This is a genomic window from Solwaraspora sp. WMMA2080, assembly GCF_027497395.1.
Classification (GTDB): Bacteria; Actinomycetota; Actinomycetes; order Mycobacteriales; family Micromonosporaceae; genus Micromonospora_E.
In genome coordinates, this window is record NZ_CP114910.1 from 3,500,842 (window position 1) to 3,519,055 (window position 18,214).

Consider the following 18,214-nt stretch of genomic DNA (forward strand, 5'->3'; position numbering starts at 1 on the left):
CGGTCCGGACGGGGCAGGACCGGATCCTTGGTCGCGCTCAGCACCCGGGTCCTGGTCGGGGTCAGATCGGTGGTACGCCGTGAGCCGCCGCCACCAGCCGTTCGTACGCCGCCGCAGTGGTGGTGTGCTCGCCCAGCCGGACCGTCTTGTGGCTGCCGTGGTAGTCGGAGGAACCGGTGGCGACCAGCCCGAGCCCGTCGGCGAGCCGGCGTACGTGTGCCCGCTGGTCCGGCCGGTGATCGGCGTGGTCAGCCTCCAGGCCGGTCAGCCCGGCCGCCGCCAGGTCGGCGACCATGCTGTCCGGCACGGTCCGCCCTCGCTTGGTCGCGGCCGGGTGGGCGAAAACCGTGACCCCGCCCGCCTCGTGCACCAGCCGGACGGCGGCGAAGACGTCGAGGTCGTCCTTTGGCAGCCGGTAACGCTGGCCGAGCCATTCCGGCCGGAACGCCTCGTCGGTGTCGGCGACCAGGCCGGCCCGGATCAGGGCCTGGGCGATGTGCGGCCGGCCGACGGAGCCGCCGGCGGCGTAGCCGAGCACCGCGTCCCAGCTGATGTCGAAGCCGTCGGCGCGCAGCCGGTCAACGATACGCTCGCCGCGTACCGCCCGGGCCGCCCGGATCCGGTCCAGCTCGGCGGTCAACGGAGCGTAGGTCGGATCGAACAGGTAGCCGAGCAGGTGCAGCGGGATGGACGGCTCGGTGCCGTACCACCGGCAGGAGATCTCGGCGCCCCGGATCAGCGTGAGCCCGGGCGGGCGGGCCGCGGCCGCCGGTGCCCAGCCGGCGGTGGTGTCATGGTCGGTGAGTGCCAGCACCGTGAGACCTGCGGCGCTGGCCTGCCGGACCAGGTCCGCCGGATCGACGGTGCCGTCGCTGGCGGTGGAATGGGTGTGCAGGTCGATCCGGCTGTCGACAGTCATCGGCGGTCCGGGGCACCGGCGACCAGCACCGGTTCGGCGTCGACGGCGGTCGAGGCTGGTACGGCGATGTGCTCCACCGCTCCACCCTGGCCAGTGCTGATCCGGTCCACGTTGATCTGGACCAACTGGTTGACGCCGGCCGCGTGCACCACGCTGTCCTGATCCACCCAGACGGTGCTGCCGGCAAGCCGCTGCCCGGCTTCCCGCACCGCGCCGATCTGGTCGTCGAAGACCTGGTTCAGGTCGACGAGCAGGGCCAGCTCCGGCTCGCTGGCCGCCCGCGCGTCCGCGACTCCGTTGGCTACCAGCCACCTGCCGTCCGCGGAGACCGCTCCCCGGCCGTCTCCGGTCAACGGCACCGTACAGGCGGTCTTCACCGCGGTGAGGCCCTGTTCGACATCCAGCAGGGCCAGGCAGGGACCGCCGGACGCATCGTGCACCTGGGCGACGACGGTCTGTCCGTCCGGCAACGCGCCGTACACGACACTGGCTGTCTCGCTCCAGCTGGTCCCCTCACCCTGGCCGGGCCGCCAGACGCCGTAGCCGCGGCGCCGCTCGCCGCCTCCCTCGCGTTCCAGCAGTACGGCGTCGCCGGCGAAGCCGACCGGCCGGCTCTGCTCCGGTGCCCGACCGCGTCTGGCGCCGGCCAGCTCACCGTGCACCACCGAGGCCACGGTCAGCTCGGCGCCGTGCCGCCAGGCGATCCGGGTACCGACCGGATCGACCGCAACCGCGTCGACACCGGCGAGTACCACCTGCGGAGCGGTGTCGGGGGCCACGAACCACACTCCGGCCGCACCGTCTGCCGATGTCTCGGTAACGACGAGCCAACCGTCCGCCAACCGGCTGGCCTGGGCGACGCCACCGATCTGGGCGAGGTCCATCCGCTGGCCGTCGACGGTGTGCAGTTCGCCGGCCACCACGAGGTCGACCGGAGGTGCCTGGGTGGCGGCCAGCGGTTGACTGCGCAGGTCTTCACTGAACGGCAGCGGGGCAGCCGGAGCGGCCGGGGTGCTGGCTGCGACGTCCCCGCCGGTCACCGCCAGCGGTTCAGCCAGGGTCGGCGGTTCCAAGCCGTCAACGACCAGCAGATGGCTACTGGCGACGCCGGCGGTGGCGAACAGGCAGAGACCGACCGCCGCAGCGGCTCCGTTGCGGGCCCGGCGGGACCGCCGGGCCCGACGCACCGCGCGGTCGGCGAGATCGGCGACCGCGGGTGGGTCGACGGCCTGGTCGCTAAGGCACTGCCGCAGCGCTCGCTCAAGGTCGTCGGTCGCCACGACAGATGGACGCCGCCGTGTCGGTGGAAGGTTGTCGCTGGGCGGTCCGGAAAGGGGAGTCACCGGTTCGCTACACCACTACTCGGGTGGATCGGACCGGTGCCGCCTGGGTCGGTGCCGGCAGCGGGCGGGCGGTGGTCGGCACCGCCACGGCGGGCCGGGTTGGGCGGGATGTGACTGTGGCCGGAGCGAGGTGTGGTTCCTCGGCGGCGAGCCGTTTGCGCAGCGTGCCGAGCGCCCGGGAAGTCTGACTCTTCACCGTGCCCGGTGAGATGTTCAACAGCGCGGCGGTCTGGGCCTCGGAGAGGTCTTCGTAGTAGCGCAGTACCAGTACCGCACGTTGCCGGGCTGGCAACGCCTTGACATGGCGCCAGAGCACGTCCCGGTCCAGCTGCTGTTGGATGAGGTCCGGGCCGGCCCGTTCCGGCAGCGTCTCCGTGGGACGTTCACCGTGCCAGCGTCGACGCCACCAACTGGTCGCGGTGTTGACCAGCACCCGGCGGGCGTACGGCTCGACCGCCTCGATCTGGCCGAGCCGCTTCCAGGCCAGGTACGTCTTGGTCAGCGCGGTCTGCAGCAGGTCCTCGGCGGTCGCCCAGTCACCGGCGAGCAGATAGGCGGTACGCAGCAGCGCCCCGGAACGGGATGCGACGAACTCGCGGAAGTCCTCCTCCACGGAGTCCCTGGGCGTCATCGGCTACCTCCCCCGTCGCCGGACACGGTACGCCGGACAGGACGGTGTCGGGGTCGGACCGACCGGTGGCGGGGCCGGGCGGAGGGACGCAACCGCGACGCCGTCACGCTCCGTCTTCCGCCTTGGCGGCGGCTTCGTCCTTGCTCAACCGTGCCTCCACAGCCTGCGGCTCGTACATCTCCTCGACCACCCGGAGGTAGAGCTCGTTCGGGTTCGGCAGGTGCTTGACCTCGCGTAGCGCCTGCTCTTGGCCGGCCGACTCGAGAATGAACGTGCCGTAGTTGAGGAAGCGGCCGAGCGGTGACTGCTCGTACTTCATGTCGGTCACCCGCAGCAGCGGCATCATCGCCACGTTACGGGTGACGATGCCGTTCACCACCATCACCCGCTTGTTGGTGAGAATGAAGCGGTCGAACCACCAGTCGGCGATCTTCCAGCCGACCCAGCCGAGCACACCGAGCCAGAGCAGCACCGCCACCGTGGTCAGCCCACCGACGTCCTGCCCGGCGAGAAAGCCGGAGAGGTAGCCGAGGACGAAGGTCGCGACCACCCCGATCAGCAGTGGGGTGATCAGGTGGATCCAGTGCCGTTTCCACTCGCCCCGGTAGCGTTCGGTGGGGAAGAGGTACCGCGCGACCAGCGGGGTCGGCTCGTCCTCAAGTGGCAGCACCCGGCGCGGCTGCACCGGCATGCCGGAGGCGTCGACCTGCAGGCCGGCAAGCTCGTCGGCGGAGATGTCCGGCGGCGAGTAACTGATGATCGGCTCGTCGGGCACCTGGCGGGTGCCACCACCGGACCGGCCGCCGTAACCGGCGCTGCTGGCGTACGCCGGACCATCCGAGTACGCCGGACCATCCCCGTAGGACGGCCCCGCACCGAAGTGGGGGCCGTCCTCCGGATGGATCTGCGGAATCGGCTCGGTGTCGCGTTGACGGCGCCGGCGGGCGGCCTCGTCGTCAGCGTCGGGGGGCTCGGAGGGGTTGCCCATGGGCGACTAGGCCACGAGGCTGGTGAAGAAGTCGCCGAACCCTTGCGCTATGTCGACGATCCCGCCGCCCACCGACTTGAACACGTCGGCCGCCGAGTCAGGCCGGAACGCGACGAAGAAAATCAGGAACGCGATTCCGCCCCAGGTGAGGACCTTCTTGACCATTGCGGGCCATCCCCCTCCGTGTGGCGCGCCGCGACGCTCGTCCCGGCGTTACTAGAATATCAGCCCATCGTCCCACGGTGGTGTAGTTGATCGTGGGAAAAGGTGTTCACGCTTTCCCGTGCAGGTACGGCGACGGCGCGCCGTACACGATCCCGGCCGGCACCTCCTCGGACAGGTCGTGCAGGACGATCTCCTCGGCCAGCAGGTAGCCGGCGTTCGCCGGCCAGGCCACTGCGTACAGCCACAGGCCGCGCGCCTCGCCGACGTAGGCACAGCGGTCCGGCTCGGCCGGAATCGACCACAAGGGAGTCGGATGTCCACCAGCCCGCAACTTGGCGTGCGGACCGCCACCGCCCGGACCGCTACCGCCGGTGGATCGACGGTCACCGACCGCCGGCCGGTCACCGAGCACTCCGGCCAGCAACTGCCCGGGATCCGGGCCGGGTAGCCCGGCGAACCGGGTGCCCAGACCCACCCCGGGCTCCTCGGCCACCAGCACCAGATCTGCCGGCCCGCCGGAGACCGGAGCGGGGCCGCTGAACGCGGTGACCGTCGCCCGGACCGCCTCCCGGTCGTCGCCGACCCAGCCGACACCGGTCAACGTCCAGCCTGCCAGCAGCGGCCAGATCGCCCACAGTGGCACCGGCACGGCCGCACCCGGCCCGGCGGTGGCCAGCAGCCGGTGCGCCACACTCGCGACGATCTCGGCCCCGATGTGCTCGGCGACGTGCAGCGGGGGCACCGGCCCGCAACCGTCACAGCGGGACTCGGTGTGCATCAGGTCAGGCGGCCGCACCGGGCCTCCGCAGCGAGGACAGCTCACCATCACACCCACGCCACCCACGTTGCTCGCCGCGCCGCTCCCCCGTCAAGCGAACCGGCTTTTTCAGTCGTTCTTTCCCTCTGTCGCGGGTCGGTACGCCCACCTGGCCAGGACCTTCGCCGCTACCGCCCGAGTCCACCCGGCCTCAGCCCGGTCGACGCGGCTGCCGTCCGGCCCGTGCGCGGCTACCGCCGGGTCGGTGCCGGTGGCCCGGCGGGGTCCGGCGGTGGCCCGGCGTGCGCCTGGATCCACGCGTGCATCGCGATGCCGCTCGCCACGCCGGCGTTGATCGACCGGGTGGAACCGTACTGGGCGATCGAGAACAGCAGCTCGCAGCCGGCCCGGGCGTCGTCGGACAGACCGGGGCCCTCCTGTCCGAACAGCAGGACGCAGCGGCGCGGCAACCGTACCGTCTCGATCGGCCGGGAACCGGCCAAATTGTCGATCCCGACGACCGGCAGTCGGAGCCGACCTGCCCAGGCCAGCAGACCGGCGATGTCGGCGTGGTGGCGGACGTGCTGGTACCGGTCGGTGACCATGGCACCCCGGCGGTTCCACCGACGCCGCCCGACGATGTGCACCTCGGCGGCGAGAAAGGCGTTCGCGTTACGGACCACCGTGCCGATGTTCAGGTCGTGCTGCCAGTTCTCGATCGCCACATGGAACGAGTGCCGGCGCTGGTCGAGGTCGGCGACGATCGACTCGCGGCGCCAGTACCGGTAACGGTCGACGACGTTGCGGCGGTCCCCGGCGGCGAGCAGTTCGGGGTCGTAACGTGGGTCCGAGGGCCAGTCACCGGGCCACGGGCCGACGCCGATCTGCGCCACGTCGGCCCGGGCGTCGTCACTGACTCCGTCGCCGACCGGCGGACCCGACCGCGCTGCGCTCTGCCACTGTTCCACGCTCTGCAGAGCCTACGGACCCGTCACACCGGCACCGGGATGCGGGACGTCGCGCCCCAGGGGCGACCGGTGGGCCGGTGGCCGCGCGTCCCCGCGCTCCTGGACGGGCCTCGTTTCCGGGCCTGGACGCAATGAACGGCGGGGCCCTCCCCGGCACCCGCCGTCCACGCTCTGATGTCTTGAGATTCTGCCGGACCCACCCCGGCTCGGGAAGGGCAGGAGCGGAGACGGAAGTCACAGTTATCGTTTTGTTACGTTACAGTGAGTAGTCAAATCGAAGACCCAACCGATCCACCAGCGGCGGTGTTTGTCCTAGTCACCCCGCCACTTTTCGATGAAACCGGGCACCACCTGCAAGAACTGCTGGAAACGCTCCCATCACGATGAGTGACCGCGAGTTGGCGCGTTTCGCGAGGTATCGATCGGGAATGCCGTAGCACGCAGAGCGGTTTCCCACGGTAGACCGGGGAATCACGGCCCCACATCTGGCGATCGGAGACATCGATGGCAACCGCTGAGCTAACCGCCGAGAACTTCGACGAGGTAACCTCCGGCGACGGCATCGTCCTGGTTGATTTCTGGGCGAGTTGGTGCAAACCCTGCGTGCGGTTCGCGCCCGTCTACGAGCGCTCGTCCGAGAAGCACACCGACATCACCTTCGGCAAGGTGGACACCGAGGCGCAGCAGGCGCTCGCCGCCAAGTTCGACATCCGGTCAATCCCGACGATCATGGCCATCCGCGACGGCGTCGTCGTCTTCGCGCAGCCCGGCGCGCTCCCGGAGTCCGCATTGGAGTCGCTGATCGAGCAGGTCAGGGCGCTCGACATGGACGACGTTCGCAAGCAGCTGGCATCGCACAACCACTGACCGTGCACGGTCAGGGCGGGCTACCGGTCGCCGACCGCTGACCGGTAGCCCGCGACCGTGGCCGCCAGCACCTGGGCTCCCGGTCGCTGCCACACCAGCTCGTGGAACACCTCGACCTCCACCGGCCCGGTGTAGCCGGCCGCGTCCACCGCCGTGGCGAACCTGCCGAGGTCGATGCAGCCGGAGCCCGGCAGACCGCGTCCCAGCAGGACCCCCGCCGGCAGCGGGGTGATCCAGTCGGCGAGTTGGAAGCAGGCGATCCGACCGGCCCGACCGGCCCGCTCGATCTGCGCCCACACCTGGTCGTCCCACCACACGTGGTAGGTGTCGACCACCACGCCGACCGCCTCCGCCGGGTACGGCTCAGCGAGATCCAGCGCCTGGCCGAGCGTCGACACCACGCACCGGTCGGCGCAGAACATCGGATGCAACGGCTCGATCGCCAGGGTCACCCCGGCCTGCAACGCGTACGGAACCAGTCGGCCGACCGCGTCACCGACCCGGGCCCGGGCACCATCCAGATCTCGGCCGTCCTGGCCGCCCGAGACCAGCACGAGGACCGGGGCGCCGAGTTCGGCGGCCTCGTCGATGGCGCGCCGGTTGTCGTCGTACCAGTCGTCCGAGCCGAAAAAGCCGCCCCGGCACAGCGAGGTGACCGGCAGACCGGCACCCCGGCACAGTTCGGCGGTGCGGCGCAGTCCGTACGCGGCGGTCTCCTCGCGCCACAGGCCGACCCCGCGGACCCCGACGGCGACGCAGCCGGCGACCAGCTCCGGCAGCGGCCAGCGTCGGGTGGTCGCCGCGTTGAGCGCGAACCGGGGCGGCACCGGCCCGACACCGGCCGCCGGTACCTCGATCCCGGCGAACGGGTCACTCACCGGTCAGCTCCGGCACCTCGATCCGCCGGCCCTCCCGTGCCGACCGCAGGCCCAGTTCGGCGAGCTGCACCCCCCGCGCGCCGGCCCACAGGTCCCAGCCGTACGGGGCGTCCTCGACGACGTGCCGCAGGAAAAGCTCCCACTGCGCCTTGAACCCGTTGTCGAACTCCTCGTTGTCGGGCACCGTCTGCCACTGCGCGCGGAACTCCTCGGTGACCGGCAGGTCCGGGTTCCACACTGGTTTCGGCGTGGTCGAGCGGTGCTGGACCCGGCAGTCGCGCAACCCGGCGACCGCACTGCCCTCGGTGCCGTCCACCTGGAACTCCACCAGTTCGTCGCGGTACACCCGGACCGCCCAGGACGAGTTGATCTGGGCGATGATCCGGCCACCGTCGGGCCCCGGCCGGTCGATCTCGAAGATGCCGTACGCGGCGTCGTCCGCCGTGGCGTCGTACGGTTCGCCCGACTCGTCCCAGCGGCGGTCGACGTGAGTGGCCACCTGCGCGGTCACCGACGTCACCCGGCCGAAGATCTGCTCCAGCACGTAGTGCCAGTGCGGGAACATGTCCACGGTGATCCCGCCGCCGTCCGCCGCCCGGTAGTTCCACGACGGCCGCTGCGCGGACTGCCAGTCCCCCTCGAACACCCAGTAGCCGAATTCGCCGCGTACCGACAGGATCCGGCCGAAGAAGCCGCCCTTGACCAGCCGATCGAGCTTACGCAGGCCGGGCAGGAACAGCTTGTCCTGCACGACACCGTGCTTGATCCCGGCCGCGTCGGCGAGCCGGGCCAGGTCGACCGCACCGGCCAGATCCTCGGCGGTGGGCTTCTCGGTGTAGATGTGTTTGCCCGCCTCGATCGCCAGCCGCAGCGACTTCTCCCGCTGCGCGGTGACCTGCGCGTCGAAGTAGATCTGCAGGTCGGGGCGGGCCATCGCGGCGGCGAGATCGGTGGTCCACTCGGTGAGGCCGTGCCGGTCGGCGACTTCACGCAGCTTGTTCTCGTTCCGCCCGACCAGCACTGGTTCCGGCCACAGCCGGGTGCCGTCGGCCAGCAACAGTCCACCTTGGTCCCGGATGGCGAGCAAGGACCGGACCAGGTGCTGCCGGTATCCCATCCGACCGGTGACACCGTTGAGGATGATCCCGATGGTGGTGCGGGCCATGCCTCGCCTCCTTCGACTTGGTGGTGGTGGGAGTTCGTGCTAGCGAGCTGTGCTAGCGAGAAAGTTGGGCTGGCGGGAAGTGTCAGGTGTCCGGCGCAGGTCAGCGAGGCAGTGGGAACCCCTGAGGTAAGCGCTTTCCGGCGTACGCTACTGCCTCTCCACGGCGTTCGGCAAGGGCTTTCCCGGCTCACCGCCGGCCAGTCACGCTATCCTCACCGCAAGCATTCCGGGCCGCGCACAATGCCGCGAGCCTCCGGCCTGGCCGGCTCCCGCTCCGCTGCGGGAGCCCGGGAAAGGAGCGGGTCGTGGCCACACTGGCCGATGTCGCGAAGCGCGCCGGCGTGTCCCCGGCCACCGCCTCGCGGATCATCAACGGCAGCAGCAAACCGGTCACCGAAGCCCTGCGCGAGCGGGTACTGGCTGCGGTCGAGGAGCTGCAGTACGTCCCGAACGCCCACGCGCAGTCACTGGCCCGGTCGCACCGCAGCGCAATCGGCGTCATCGTGCACGACGTGTCCGACCCGTACTTCGCGGAGATCACCCGCGGCCTGCAACGGGTGGCGACCGAACACGGCCGGCTGGTGATCATCTGCAACAGCTACCGGGACCCGGACAAGGAACTGCAGTACGTCGAGCTGCTCCGCGCCCACCAGGTGGCGGCGATCGTCCTCGCCGGATCCGGCTACCACGACGAAGCGTTCACCGCGACGCTCGCCGGCAAGCTGCGGGTGTACGAGCGCACCGGCGGGCGGGTGGCGGTGATCGGCCGGCACGAGCATGCCGGCGACGCAGTGGTGCCGGACAACGAGATGGGCGGCTACCTGCTCGGCGCCGAGCTCCACTCCCTCGGGCACACCAACTTCGGGGTCGTCGCCGGGCCGAAGGCGCTGACCACCACCACCGACCGGCTCGCCGGGCTGCGTCGGGCCGCCCGCGAACACGGTCAGAAGCTGCCGGCCCGGCGGGTGGCGTACGCCGACTTCGACCGGGCCAGTGGCGCCGCCGCGGCGGCCAGCCTGCTGGATGCCGAGCCCGGACTGACCGCGATCGCGGCACTGAACGACTCGATGGCGATCGGCGTACTGGCGCTGCTGCGCTCCCGCGGCATCGTCGTGCCCGGCCAGTTCAGCGTGGTCGGCTTCGACGACATGCCGGTCGCCCGGGATGTCACCCCGGCGCTGACCACCGTACGGCTGCCGCTGGCCGAAATGGGCGCCCGGGCGATGACGCTGGCGCTGCAGTCGTCCGGCGGGGCACGCCCACCGCTCATCGAGGAGATCGGCGCCGAGCTCGTCCGCCGGGACAGCGCCGGGCCGCCCCGGACCGGTGGGAGCTGACCACCGCGGACCAGTGCGATCCGACCGGCACGGACCTGGGTGATCCGACCGGCACGGACCTGGGTGATCCGACCGGCCCGCCGACTTGCTCCGGCGTCGCACATATGTTCGAATGATGGCCATGCGTTGGGACACCTTGTCGGCTCCCCCCGACCAGCAGGTCCCTCCGGGGGCAGCGCCGGCGGCTCCACCCCTGCCGCTGGCGCTGCCCGAGGCCGTGCAGCGCACCTTCGACACGCCCGGCTTCGCCGGGATGACCTTCTACGAGATCCACGCCCGGTCGATCATCAACCGGGTACGCGGCTCCGGCCGCGTCCCGTTCGAGTGGACCGTCAACCCGTACCGCGGCTGCGGCCACGCCTGCACATACTGCTTCGCCCGAAACACCCACACCTACCTGGACCTCGACGCCGGCCTCGACTTCGACACGAAGATCGTCGTGAAGGTCAACGCCGCGGCGCTGCTCCGCCGGGAGCTGGCCGCCCCCGGCTGGTCGGGCGGGCCGATCGCGATGGGCACCAACGTCGACTGCTACCAGCGCGCCGAGGGACGCTACCGGCTGATGCCCGGAATCATCGACGCGCTGAGTGCCGCCGCCAATCCGTTCTCGATCCTCACCAAGGGCACGTTGATCCTGCGGGATCTGCCGCTGCTGCGCCGGGCCGCCCAGGTCACCCGGGTCAGCCTGGCCATGTCGGTCGGGTTCGTCGACGAGCCCCTGTGGCGGGCGGTCGAGCCCGGCGCGCCGAGCCCGTCCCGACGACTCGACACGGTCCGCGCGTTGACCGACGCCGGCTTCGACGTCGGGGTGCTGATGGCGCCGATCCTGCCCGGGCTGACCGACGACGCGGAGTCGATCGAGGCCACCGTCGGCGCGATCGCCCGGGCCGGCGCGGTCAGCGTCACCCCGCTGCCGCTGCATCTGCGCCCCGGCGCCCGCGAGTGGTACGCCGCCTGGCTTGGCCGGACCCGCCCCGATCTCGTCCCGCGTTATCGGGCGCTGTTCCGCTCCGGATCCTACCTGCCGCAGGCGTACCAGCGAGAGGTCGTGGGCCGGGTGCGGATGGCCGCCCGCCGGCACGGCCTGTCCCCGACCGGGCCGGGTGCCGCCCGCCGGATCGACGAGGCGGACGGCGTCACCGGGAACTAGGCTCGACGGGTGAGGACTCCGCAACAGATCCTGGCCGACGCGCGGACCATCGCCGTCGTCGGCGCGTCACGTGACCCGGCGAAGTCGGCGCACAGCGTGCCGGCGCAGCTCATCCGCTACGGCTGGCGGGTCATTCCGGTCAACCCGCACGTCGCCGAGATCTTCGGTCAGCCGACCTACCCGAGCCTCGCCGAGCTCGACGTACCGGTCGATCTGGTCAACGTCTTCCGGCCGGTACCGGAGGCCGTCGAGGTGGTACGTGCCGCGGTGCGGATCGGCGCCCCCGCCGTGTGGCTGCAGAGCGGGATCGCCTCGCCGGTCGCCCGCGACATCGCCGCCGCGGCCGGTATCGACTACGTCGAGGACCGGTGCACGGCCGTCGAACGAGCCCTCGGTGGCCTCACCCGGACCGGCTGACCCGATCAGCGGTACTCGGCCTCCCGGACGCTGTTGCCACCGTCGACGACGAGCATCTGGCCGGTGATGTAGGAGGCGGCCGGCGAGCAGAAGAAGGCGATGGCCGCGGCCACCTCGTCCGGGGTGCCGGGACGGCCGATCGGCGTACCCATGCCCTGCTTGAGCTCGGTGACCGTCGACGCGGCCGTGTAGATCGTGCCCGGTGCGACCGCGTTGACGGTCACGCCGTCGGCGACCATCTCCATCGCCAGCGCCCGGGTGAGCCCGACCACGCCGGCCTTCGCAGCCGCGTACCCCGCCTCGGTGGGCAGCGCGTTGACCGGCCCGGCGGTGGCTGCCAGGTTGACGATCCGACCCCAGCCACGCTCCGACATCCCACCGATGAAGGCCCGGCTGCACAGGAACGCGGTGGTGAGGTTACGGTCGATCTCCGCCCGCCACTCCTCGAAGGTGAGCTGGGCCACCGGCCGCAACACCTCCGGGCTTGCCCGACTGGCCAGCCCTGCGTTGTTGACCAGTACCTCCACGTCGCCCAACTGTTCGGACACCGCGTCCGCCAACGCGCCGACCTCGGCCTCGTCGGTCAGATCCGCGACGAACCCGGTCGCGCCGAGCTCCGCCGCCCGCTCGTGGATCCGCCGGGTGGTGGAGACGATCGCCACCCGGGCGCCGAGCTCGCCGAGCCGTCGGGCCGTGGCGAAACCGATCCCGTCCGAGCTGCCAGCACCGGTCACCAGTGCGACCCGGCCGTCAAGACGCAACGTGCCGAGCTCAGGTGCCGGCCCGGCCGCACCGTCCGGATCCGTCCCGGCCCGTTCCGGACCGGACGCGACGGCGGCCGAGCGCTGGTCCGACCCGGGGCGCAGGGTGGCGACCGGGGACGGGGGTGGGCCGGCGTCCTGTCCAGCGCTGCCGATCACGGCTCGTACGTCAGAAACCATGGACTGATCCTGCCCGCTTGCGCCGTCGCGGGCAACGACGCCGCCCATGAGCGGTTCGCCGGTACCGACTACTGTGATCGGGCGAACCCTCCCGCAGAGAGACCACCGCCGATGAGCCAACCCCAGCAGCCGGGCAACTGGAGCGATCCGTCCTGGCCGAGCCACCACTCGCCGGCCGGCTACCCGGCGCCCGGCCAGCAGCCAGCCGGGTACGGCGTGCCCGGCCAGCAGCCAACCGGCTACCCGGCGACCGGCTACCCGCCTGCCGGGTACGCCGCGCCGGGCTACCCGTATCCGCCGCCCGCCCCGATGCCGATGAACGGCCGGGCGATCGCCGCGCTGGTCCTCGGCGTCCTCGGCATCGTCGGGCTGTGCGGCTACCTGGTGCCCGGGTTGATCGGCATCGTCGGCGCGCTGCTCGGGCACTCCGCCCGGCGTCAGATCCGCACCGCGGCCGAGCAGGGTCGTCCGGAGCAGGGCGACGGGATGGCACTGGCCGGGGTGATCACCGGCTGGATCGCCTTCGGTCTCGGGCTGGCCGGGGCGGTTCTCGTCACGATCGCGATCGCAGCCAGCATCAGCCAGAGCTAGCAGCAGCCGGGCCCACAGAAGGAGATCCGGGTGAAGGAGCCAGACGTCGGCGGCCAGATCCGCCCGCCAGCACCGCAGTCCCCGTCGGCCGGCGCCGGGCCGGCACCGGCCGACGGACAACCGCCACGCGGCGAGCTACCGCCGCCGGGCCAGTACCCGCCACCGGGCAATCCGGCCGGCGGGTACCCGTACGGCGGGTACCCGTACGGCTACGTCGCGCCGCAACCGACGAACAGCATGGCACTCGCGTCGTTCATCGTGTCGCTGGTCAGCCTGTTCAGCTGCCCGCTGCTCGGTGGGATCGCGGTCTACCTCGGGCGCCGGGGCCGCGACGAGATTCACCGGACCGGCCAGCAGGGCGACGGGCTCGCCCAGGCCGGCGTGATCATCGGCTGGTGCGGGGTCGGCTTCGGGGTGCTGATTGCACTGTTCACGGTGGTCTACTTCGGATTCATCATCACCATGCTCAACACCACGGCCGGCGTCTGAGCCTGGCGGCGGGCCGGCCGGGTAGCGGCGGGCCGGCCGGGGCCGGGCGGTGCCGGGGCGAGGTCCGGGTCAGGCCGGTGGACCGGCCTCCGGCGGCAGCGGCGGCGGCGACGTGCGGCTGCGGGTCCCGCCGAGTACGACCACCGCGACACCGACCAGCAGCAACCCGAGCCCGGGCAACGTGGCGGTACGGGGCACCTGGCCCAACCACAGCCAGGCAATCAGCGCGGCACCGGGCACCTCCAGCAGGATGAGCACACTGACGGTGGTCGCGGGGATCTTGTGCAGGGCGTAGCTGAACATCGAATGGCCGAGCAGCTGGGCACCGACCACCAGGCCGAGGACCGCCAACCAGGCCGAGCCCGGGAATCCGGTCAGTTGGATCCCGCCGGCCAGGCAGACGACGAGCAGCACGCCCGCGCAGACGCCGTAGCAGATCGTGGTGTACGTGGTGGTACTGATCGTCTGCCGGGCCTGCTCGCCGAGCGCGGTGTAGCAGGCGGCGAAGACCGCCCCGGCCAGGGCCAGCAGGTCACCGAGGACAGCCTGCGCGTCGAATCCGACATCGGCGCCGGTGGCGAGCACCGCGCCGAGCACCGCGAGACCGATCCCGCCCCAGGTGACCAGCGGCAGTCGCCGGCCCTGAGCCAGGGCGATCAGGCCCTGCCAGACCGGCTGGGTGGCGACCAGCGCGGTGGCGGTCGCCACCGAGGTGAGCTGTGCACTCGGCATCCAGGTGCCGAAATGCGCGGCGAGCGCGACACCGGCCAGCGCACTCGAGCCGGCCTGGCTACGGCCGCCCGGTTGGGCCAGCAGCCGCAGCTCAGGCCGACGCCGGGCCAGTACGAAGGGCGCGACCGCACCGGTGGCCAGCACGTTGCGCCAGAAGGCGACGGCGAGGGCGGGCGCGGCGGCGAACGCGATCAGCGGCGCCGAGGTGGACACGGCGAGTACGGCGATCGCGGTGGCACCGGTGGCGAGCAGTTCACCCCGGCCGCCCGGACCGGAGGGGTGGGCACCGGAGGACACGGGATCTGATCCTCACAGACTACCGACCGGGTCCGTGCACCGGGACCGCGTCGACGGGCCGGCAACAGACCGTCGACAGGCCAGGGCGTCATCTGCGAGCCGGCTGCGGCGCGACACCGCGCTGGGACTACGGCAGGATGGTCGGCATGCCCGACCCAGCAGAGACCGGCGAGGCCGCCCCACTGGTGGACGAGGCCGGCAAGAAGGCCGCGGTCGCGTGGGTCTCGGTCGACGGCGCGCCCGCCCGGGCCCTGTGGTGCGTGCCGGCCGACGGTTCGCTGCACGTGGTGACCGGTACCGGCGAACAGGCCGCCGCCGGGCTGGCGGCCGGCGTACCGGCGACGGTGACCCTGCGGGGCGATCACGGCGGCCGGATCGTGTCCTGGCCCGCTGAGGTGACGCTGATCGAGCCGGCCGACCCTGACTGGGAGTCGATCGCGGCCCAGGTTGCCGCCAAACGGCTGAACGCCCCGGGCAGCCCGGCCGACCTGGTGCGCCGGTGGGCCGACGAGTGTCAGCTGTACCGCCTGACCCCGGCCGGGCCGCCGGTGGCGGCCGGCGCGTCACTGCCGGACGGATCGCTCGCCGCGCCGCCCCGCCCCAGCACGGTCACCCGGCCGACCCGTCGTCCATTCCGCCTGCACCGGGTCCGCCGGCGCTGAAGCGCGCCGGGCCTGCGCCGGGCCGCGATCCGGACAACCGGGCGACCCACGCCGGGTCGAGGGTCAGCCGACAAACGGCGGTACGGCGATCTGCCCGCTGGCGACCGGCACCACCTGACCGGCGACGGTGGCGCTCCGCGCCCGGCCCCCCAGCGCGGTCACCGTACAGTCCAACGTCGAAGGACGGCCGAGCTCGACCCCCTGCCGGACGAGATAGCGTGACTGGCCGTTGGCCGGCAGCAGACCGCTGCCCACCGCCCAGACGCCGAGGCCGAGCGCGGCGGACCCGGTAGCCGGGTCCTCGGTCACCCCGGCTCCCGGGCAGAAGACCCGGCAGTGCGCCGTCGGCTGCTCCGGCTCCCCCGCCGGGAAACCGGGCGCGGGTCCGGCCGGGGAACCGGCAGTGGAGCCGGCCGGGGAACCGGCAGTGGAGCCGGCCGCAGCCCAGGTCAGCACGCTGACCATCCCGACGCCGCCCCGGGCCGCGGCCGCCGGGTCCAGCCTGGCCCGGGGCAGAGCGTCGGGACGTACGCACAGGTAGTCGAACTCCAGACCGCAGCCGGCGCGGCGGGGCGCCGGACCGGTGTGGTCCTGCGCGGTCAGGCCGACCGCGGCCAGCAGCGGGGCCGGGTCCACCGGCGCCCCGAGAGTCGGTTCGCCACCGCGCAGTGTGGCGTACCCGTGCTCGGTCAGCTCGACCGGCAGCAACCCGGCACCGCACTGCTGGATCACCGTCCCCGCCCTCACCAGGCCTCGCCGGCCGGCAGTGACCGCCGCGCCGACGCTCGGATGCCCGGCGAACGGTAGTTCTTTCTCCGGTGTGAAGATCCTCACCCGGTAGCTGGCGTCCGGGGTGCCGGGCGGTAGGACGAACACCGTCTCGGACAGGTTGAACTCCCGCGCGACCGCCTGCATCTGGTCGACGGCCAGCGCATCGGCACCGAACACCACGGCGAGCGGATTCCCGGTGAACGGCCGGTCGGTGAAGACGTCGACGATCTCGTACCCGAGGCTGGACATGAAACAAACCCTACGGCCCGTACGCTGTGGCCGTGACTACGGCGACCAGGGTGTACGTCGCCCGGCTTGCCGGGCTCGCCGTTTTCGACCCCAACGGCGACCAGGTCGGGCGGGTCCGGGACGCGGTGGTACGGCTGCGGACCACCAACCGGCCACCTCAGGTGGTCGGACTGGTGGCGGAGATGCCGATGCGTCGGCGGATCTTCCTGCCGATGGGCCGGGTCACCGCGATCGACCCGGAGTCGGTGCTGCTCAGCACCGGCACCCTCAACCTGCGGCGGTTCGAGAAGCGGCCGAACGAGTTGCTGGTGCTGGAAGACCTGCTGGACCGGCGGGTCCGCTTCGACCCGGAGGATCAGCCCGGCTCGGTGGTGGACGTCGCGATGGAGGCGAACCGGGTCGGCGAGTGGTCGTTGACCCGGGTCGCGGTCCGGGAGATCACCGGGCGGTTGACCCGACGCGGTCACCTGCACCAGCTCGACTGGCACCGGGTGCGCGGGCTGATCGGGCTACCGGACACCCAGGGCACGGCCGGGCTGCTTGCCGTACTCGACCAGATGCGCGCGGCGGACCTGGCGAACGCCCTGCAGGATCTGCCGGACAGTCGGCGGCAGGAGATCGCCGCGGCGCTGGACGACGAACGGCTCGCCGACGTGCTGGAGGAGCTGCCCGAACACGACCAGGTGTCGATCCTGACCGCCCTGGACCGGGAACGCGCCGCGGACGTACTGGAGGAGATGGATCCGGATGACGCGGCCGACCTGTTGGCCGAGTTGCCGCCGCCGGAGCAGGACGTGCTGCTGGACCTGATGGAGCCGGACGAAGCGGACTCGGTACGCCAGTTGCTGCAGTACCAGGCGGGCACCGCCGGTAGCGTGATGACCTCCGAGCCGGTCATCCTGACCCCGGACGCCACGGTTGCCGAGGCGCTGGCCCGGATTCGGGAGCCGCAGCTGCCGCCGGCGATCGCCGCCCAGGTCTTCGTGGCGCGGGCGCCGATGGCCACCCCGACCGGTAAGTACCTGGGTGTGGTGCACTTCCAGCGGCTGCTGCGGGAGCCGCCGGCGGAGCTGCTGGGTGGAGTCGTGGACAGCGGCATCGACCCGTTGCAGCCGGAAACCCCGCTGTTGGAGATCACCCGCCGGATGGCCACCTACGACCTGGTCGCGATGCCGGTGGTCGATCCGGCGAACCGGCTGGTCGGCGCGGTGACCGTGGACGACGTGCTGGACCACTCGCTGCCGCCGGACTGGCGGGACCGGGACACACCGCTGGAGGGTGGGGACGGGCATGGCTGACCTGCGCCGGAGCACCGGCCGGCTGGACCAGCCTCGCGAACCGGGACGGATCTCGCTGCCCCGCTACGACCCGGAGGCGTTCGGGCAGTGGGCCGAGGCGATCGCCCGGTTCATGGGTACCGCACGGTTCCTCGTCTACATGACCGTGGCGGTGGTCAGCTGGATCGCGTGGAACACCCTCGCCCCGGTGAGTCTGCGCTTCGACCCGTACACCTTTACGTTCCTGACCCTGTTGCTGTCGGTGCAGGCGTCGTACGCGGCGCCGCTGATCCTGCTCGCGCAGAACCGGCAGGCGGACCGGGACCGGCTCTCCCTGGATGAGGACCGGCGGCGGGCGGCGATGCAGAAGGCGGACACCGAGTACCTGGCCCGCGAGATCGCGTCGCTGCGGGTGGCGGTCAGTGAGGTGGCCACCCGGGACTTCCTGCGGTCGGAGCTGAGCCGGCTGGCCGAGGAGCTCGACGAGCAGGCCTACCGCCGGCACCGGCTGGAGCGCCGCCCGGTGGAAGGACCTCAGCCGCCGGAGAGCCGACCGAACCAGCCGGACGCCCGACCGGACCAGCCGGGCGGGACCGCGGCCACCGGACAGTGAGCGGCGG

General features: G+C 72.0%; 21 protein-coding genes. 9 read left to right on the forward strand and 12 right to left on the reverse strand.

Annotated elements, in window-relative coordinates; translation table 11 throughout:
- Positions 1-61: 61 nt before the first annotated feature.
- The 7 genes from O7543_RS15915 to O7543_RS15945 form a co-directional block, all read right to left on the reverse strand.
- A complete protein-coding gene (locus O7543_RS15915; protein ID WP_281553102.1) occupies positions 62-919 on the reverse strand; it encodes a PHP domain-containing protein in 858 nt (285 codons plus the stop codon).
- Positions 916-2,199, reverse strand: coding sequence for a hypothetical protein (locus O7543_RS15920; protein ID WP_281553101.1), 1,284 nt, complete (start codon positions 2,197-2,199; stop codon positions 916-918). Before O7543_RS15920 ends, O7543_RS15915 begins: the two co-directional genes overlap by 4 nt.
- A 70-nt stretch (positions 2,200-2,269) precedes the next feature.
- Positions 2,270-2,893, reverse strand: coding sequence for a SigE family RNA polymerase sigma factor (locus O7543_RS15925; protein WP_281553100.1), 624 nt, complete (start codon positions 2,891-2,893; stop codon positions 2,270-2,272).
- A 103-nt stretch (positions 2,894-2,996) separates the two neighbouring features.
- Entirely contained in the window at positions 2,997-3,881 is an 885-nt protein-coding gene (locus tag O7543_RS15930) for a PH domain-containing protein (protein ID WP_281553099.1), read from the reverse strand.
- Positions 3,882-3,887: 6 nt separating this feature from the next.
- On the reverse strand, positions 3,888-4,046 hold the full coding sequence (locus O7543_RS15935; RefSeq protein WP_199757972.1) for a hypothetical protein: 159 nt from the start codon (positions 4,044-4,046) through the stop codon (positions 3,888-3,890).
- A 106-nt stretch (positions 4,047-4,152) separates the two neighbouring features.
- Positions 4,153-4,872: a DUF6758 family protein gene (locus O7543_RS15940; RefSeq protein ID WP_348650014.1), complete on the reverse strand. Its 720-nt coding sequence runs from the start codon at positions 4,870-4,872 to the stop codon at positions 4,153-4,155.
- A 182-nt stretch (positions 4,873-5,054) separates the two neighbouring features.
- On the reverse strand, positions 5,055-5,696 hold the full coding sequence (locus O7543_RS15945) for an RNA methyltransferase (RefSeq protein ID WP_281555409.1): 642 nt from the start codon (positions 5,694-5,696) through the stop codon (positions 5,055-5,057).
- A gap of 579 nt (positions 5,697-6,275) precedes the next feature.
- On the opposite strand from O7543_RS15945, the gene trxA reads away from it, so the two are divergent.
- Entirely contained in the window at positions 6,276-6,638 is a 363-nt protein-coding gene (trxA, locus tag O7543_RS15950) for a thioredoxin (RefSeq protein ID WP_281553098.1), read from the forward strand.
- Between the two features lie 20 nt (positions 6,639-6,658).
- Here the strand turns inward: trxA and O7543_RS15955 are convergent, their stop codons facing one another.
- Positions 6,659-7,516, reverse strand: coding sequence for a sugar phosphate isomerase/epimerase family protein (locus O7543_RS15955; RefSeq protein ID WP_281553097.1), 858 nt, complete (start codon positions 7,514-7,516; stop codon positions 6,659-6,661).
- A complete protein-coding gene (locus O7543_RS15960) occupies positions 7,509-8,681 on the reverse strand; it encodes a Gfo/Idh/MocA family oxidoreductase (protein WP_281553096.1) in 1,173 nt (390 codons plus the stop codon). The genes O7543_RS15955 and O7543_RS15960 overlap by 8 nt, the downstream gene beginning before the upstream one ends.
- 305 nt (positions 8,682-8,986) lie before the next feature.
- On the opposite strand from O7543_RS15960, the gene O7543_RS15965 reads away from it, so the two are divergent.
- The 3 genes from O7543_RS15965 to O7543_RS15975 all read left to right on the forward strand — a co-directional run bounded on the left by O7543_RS15965 (position 8,987) and on the right by O7543_RS15975 (position 11,585).
- Positions 8,987-10,018: a LacI family DNA-binding transcriptional regulator gene (locus O7543_RS15965; RefSeq protein WP_281553095.1), complete on the forward strand. Its 1,032-nt coding sequence runs from the start codon at positions 8,987-8,989 to the stop codon at positions 10,016-10,018.
- A 121-nt stretch (positions 10,019-10,139) separates the two neighbouring features.
- Positions 10,140-11,168 carry an Rv2578c family radical SAM protein gene (locus O7543_RS15970; RefSeq protein ID WP_348650015.1) on the forward strand — a complete coding sequence of 343 codons (1,029 nt, stop codon included), beginning with the start codon at positions 10,140-10,142 and terminating at the stop codon, positions 11,166-11,168.
- 9 nt (positions 11,169-11,177) lie between these two features.
- The gene (locus O7543_RS15975; RefSeq protein ID WP_281553094.1) at positions 11,178-11,585 is read left to right on the forward strand and encodes a CoA-binding protein; all 408 of its coding nucleotides are present in this window, start codon (positions 11,178-11,180) and stop codon (positions 11,583-11,585) included.
- Positions 11,586-11,590: 5 nt separating this feature from the next.
- Here the strand turns inward: O7543_RS15975 and O7543_RS15980 are convergent, their stop codons facing one another.
- Positions 11,591-12,526 carry an SDR family NAD(P)-dependent oxidoreductase gene (locus O7543_RS15980; RefSeq protein WP_281553093.1) on the reverse strand — a complete coding sequence of 312 codons (936 nt, stop codon included), beginning with the start codon at positions 12,524-12,526 and terminating at the stop codon, positions 11,591-11,593.
- A gap of 111 nt (positions 12,527-12,637) precedes the next feature.
- Here O7543_RS15980 and O7543_RS15985 point away from each other — a divergent pair, with 111 nt between their 5' ends.
- The gene (locus O7543_RS15985) at positions 12,638-13,117 is read left to right on the forward strand and encodes a DUF4190 domain-containing protein (protein ID WP_281553092.1); all 480 of its coding nucleotides are present in this window, start codon (positions 12,638-12,640) and stop codon (positions 13,115-13,117) included.
- A 30-nt stretch (positions 13,118-13,147) separates the two neighbouring features.
- The gene (locus tag O7543_RS15990; protein ID WP_281553091.1) at positions 13,148-13,606 is read left to right on the forward strand and encodes a DUF4190 domain-containing protein; all 459 of its coding nucleotides are present in this window, start codon (positions 13,148-13,150) and stop codon (positions 13,604-13,606) included.
- 69 nt (positions 13,607-13,675) lie between these two features.
- On the opposite strand, the gene O7543_RS15995 is transcribed toward O7543_RS15990, so the two are convergent.
- Complete coding sequence (locus tag O7543_RS15995) at positions 13,676-14,635, reverse strand: DMT family transporter (protein WP_281553090.1); 960 nt, start codon at positions 14,633-14,635, stop codon at positions 13,676-13,678.
- A 146-nt stretch (positions 14,636-14,781) separates the two neighbouring features.
- On the opposite strand from O7543_RS15995, the gene O7543_RS16000 reads away from it, so the two are divergent.
- Positions 14,782-15,297: a hypothetical protein gene (locus tag O7543_RS16000; RefSeq protein ID WP_281553089.1), complete on the forward strand. Its 516-nt coding sequence runs from the start codon at positions 14,782-14,784 to the stop codon at positions 15,295-15,297.
- Between the two features lie 63 nt (positions 15,298-15,360).
- Here the strand turns inward: O7543_RS16000 and O7543_RS16005 are convergent, their stop codons facing one another.
- A complete protein-coding gene (locus O7543_RS16005; RefSeq protein ID WP_281553088.1) occupies positions 15,361-16,317 on the reverse strand; it encodes a PhzF family phenazine biosynthesis protein in 957 nt (318 codons plus the stop codon).
- 32 nt (positions 16,318-16,349) lie between these two features.
- Between O7543_RS16005 and O7543_RS16010 the strand changes: the two genes are divergently transcribed.
- The gene (locus tag O7543_RS16010; protein WP_281553087.1) at positions 16,350-17,615 is read left to right on the forward strand and encodes a CBS domain-containing protein; all 1,266 of its coding nucleotides are present in this window, start codon (positions 16,350-16,352) and stop codon (positions 17,613-17,615) included.
- Positions 17,608-18,207, forward strand: coding sequence for a DUF1003 domain-containing protein (locus tag O7543_RS16015; protein WP_281553086.1), 600 nt, complete (start codon positions 17,608-17,610; stop codon positions 18,205-18,207). The genes O7543_RS16010 and O7543_RS16015 overlap by 8 nt, the downstream gene beginning before the upstream one ends.
- Positions 18,208-18,214: the final 7 nt, after the last annotated feature.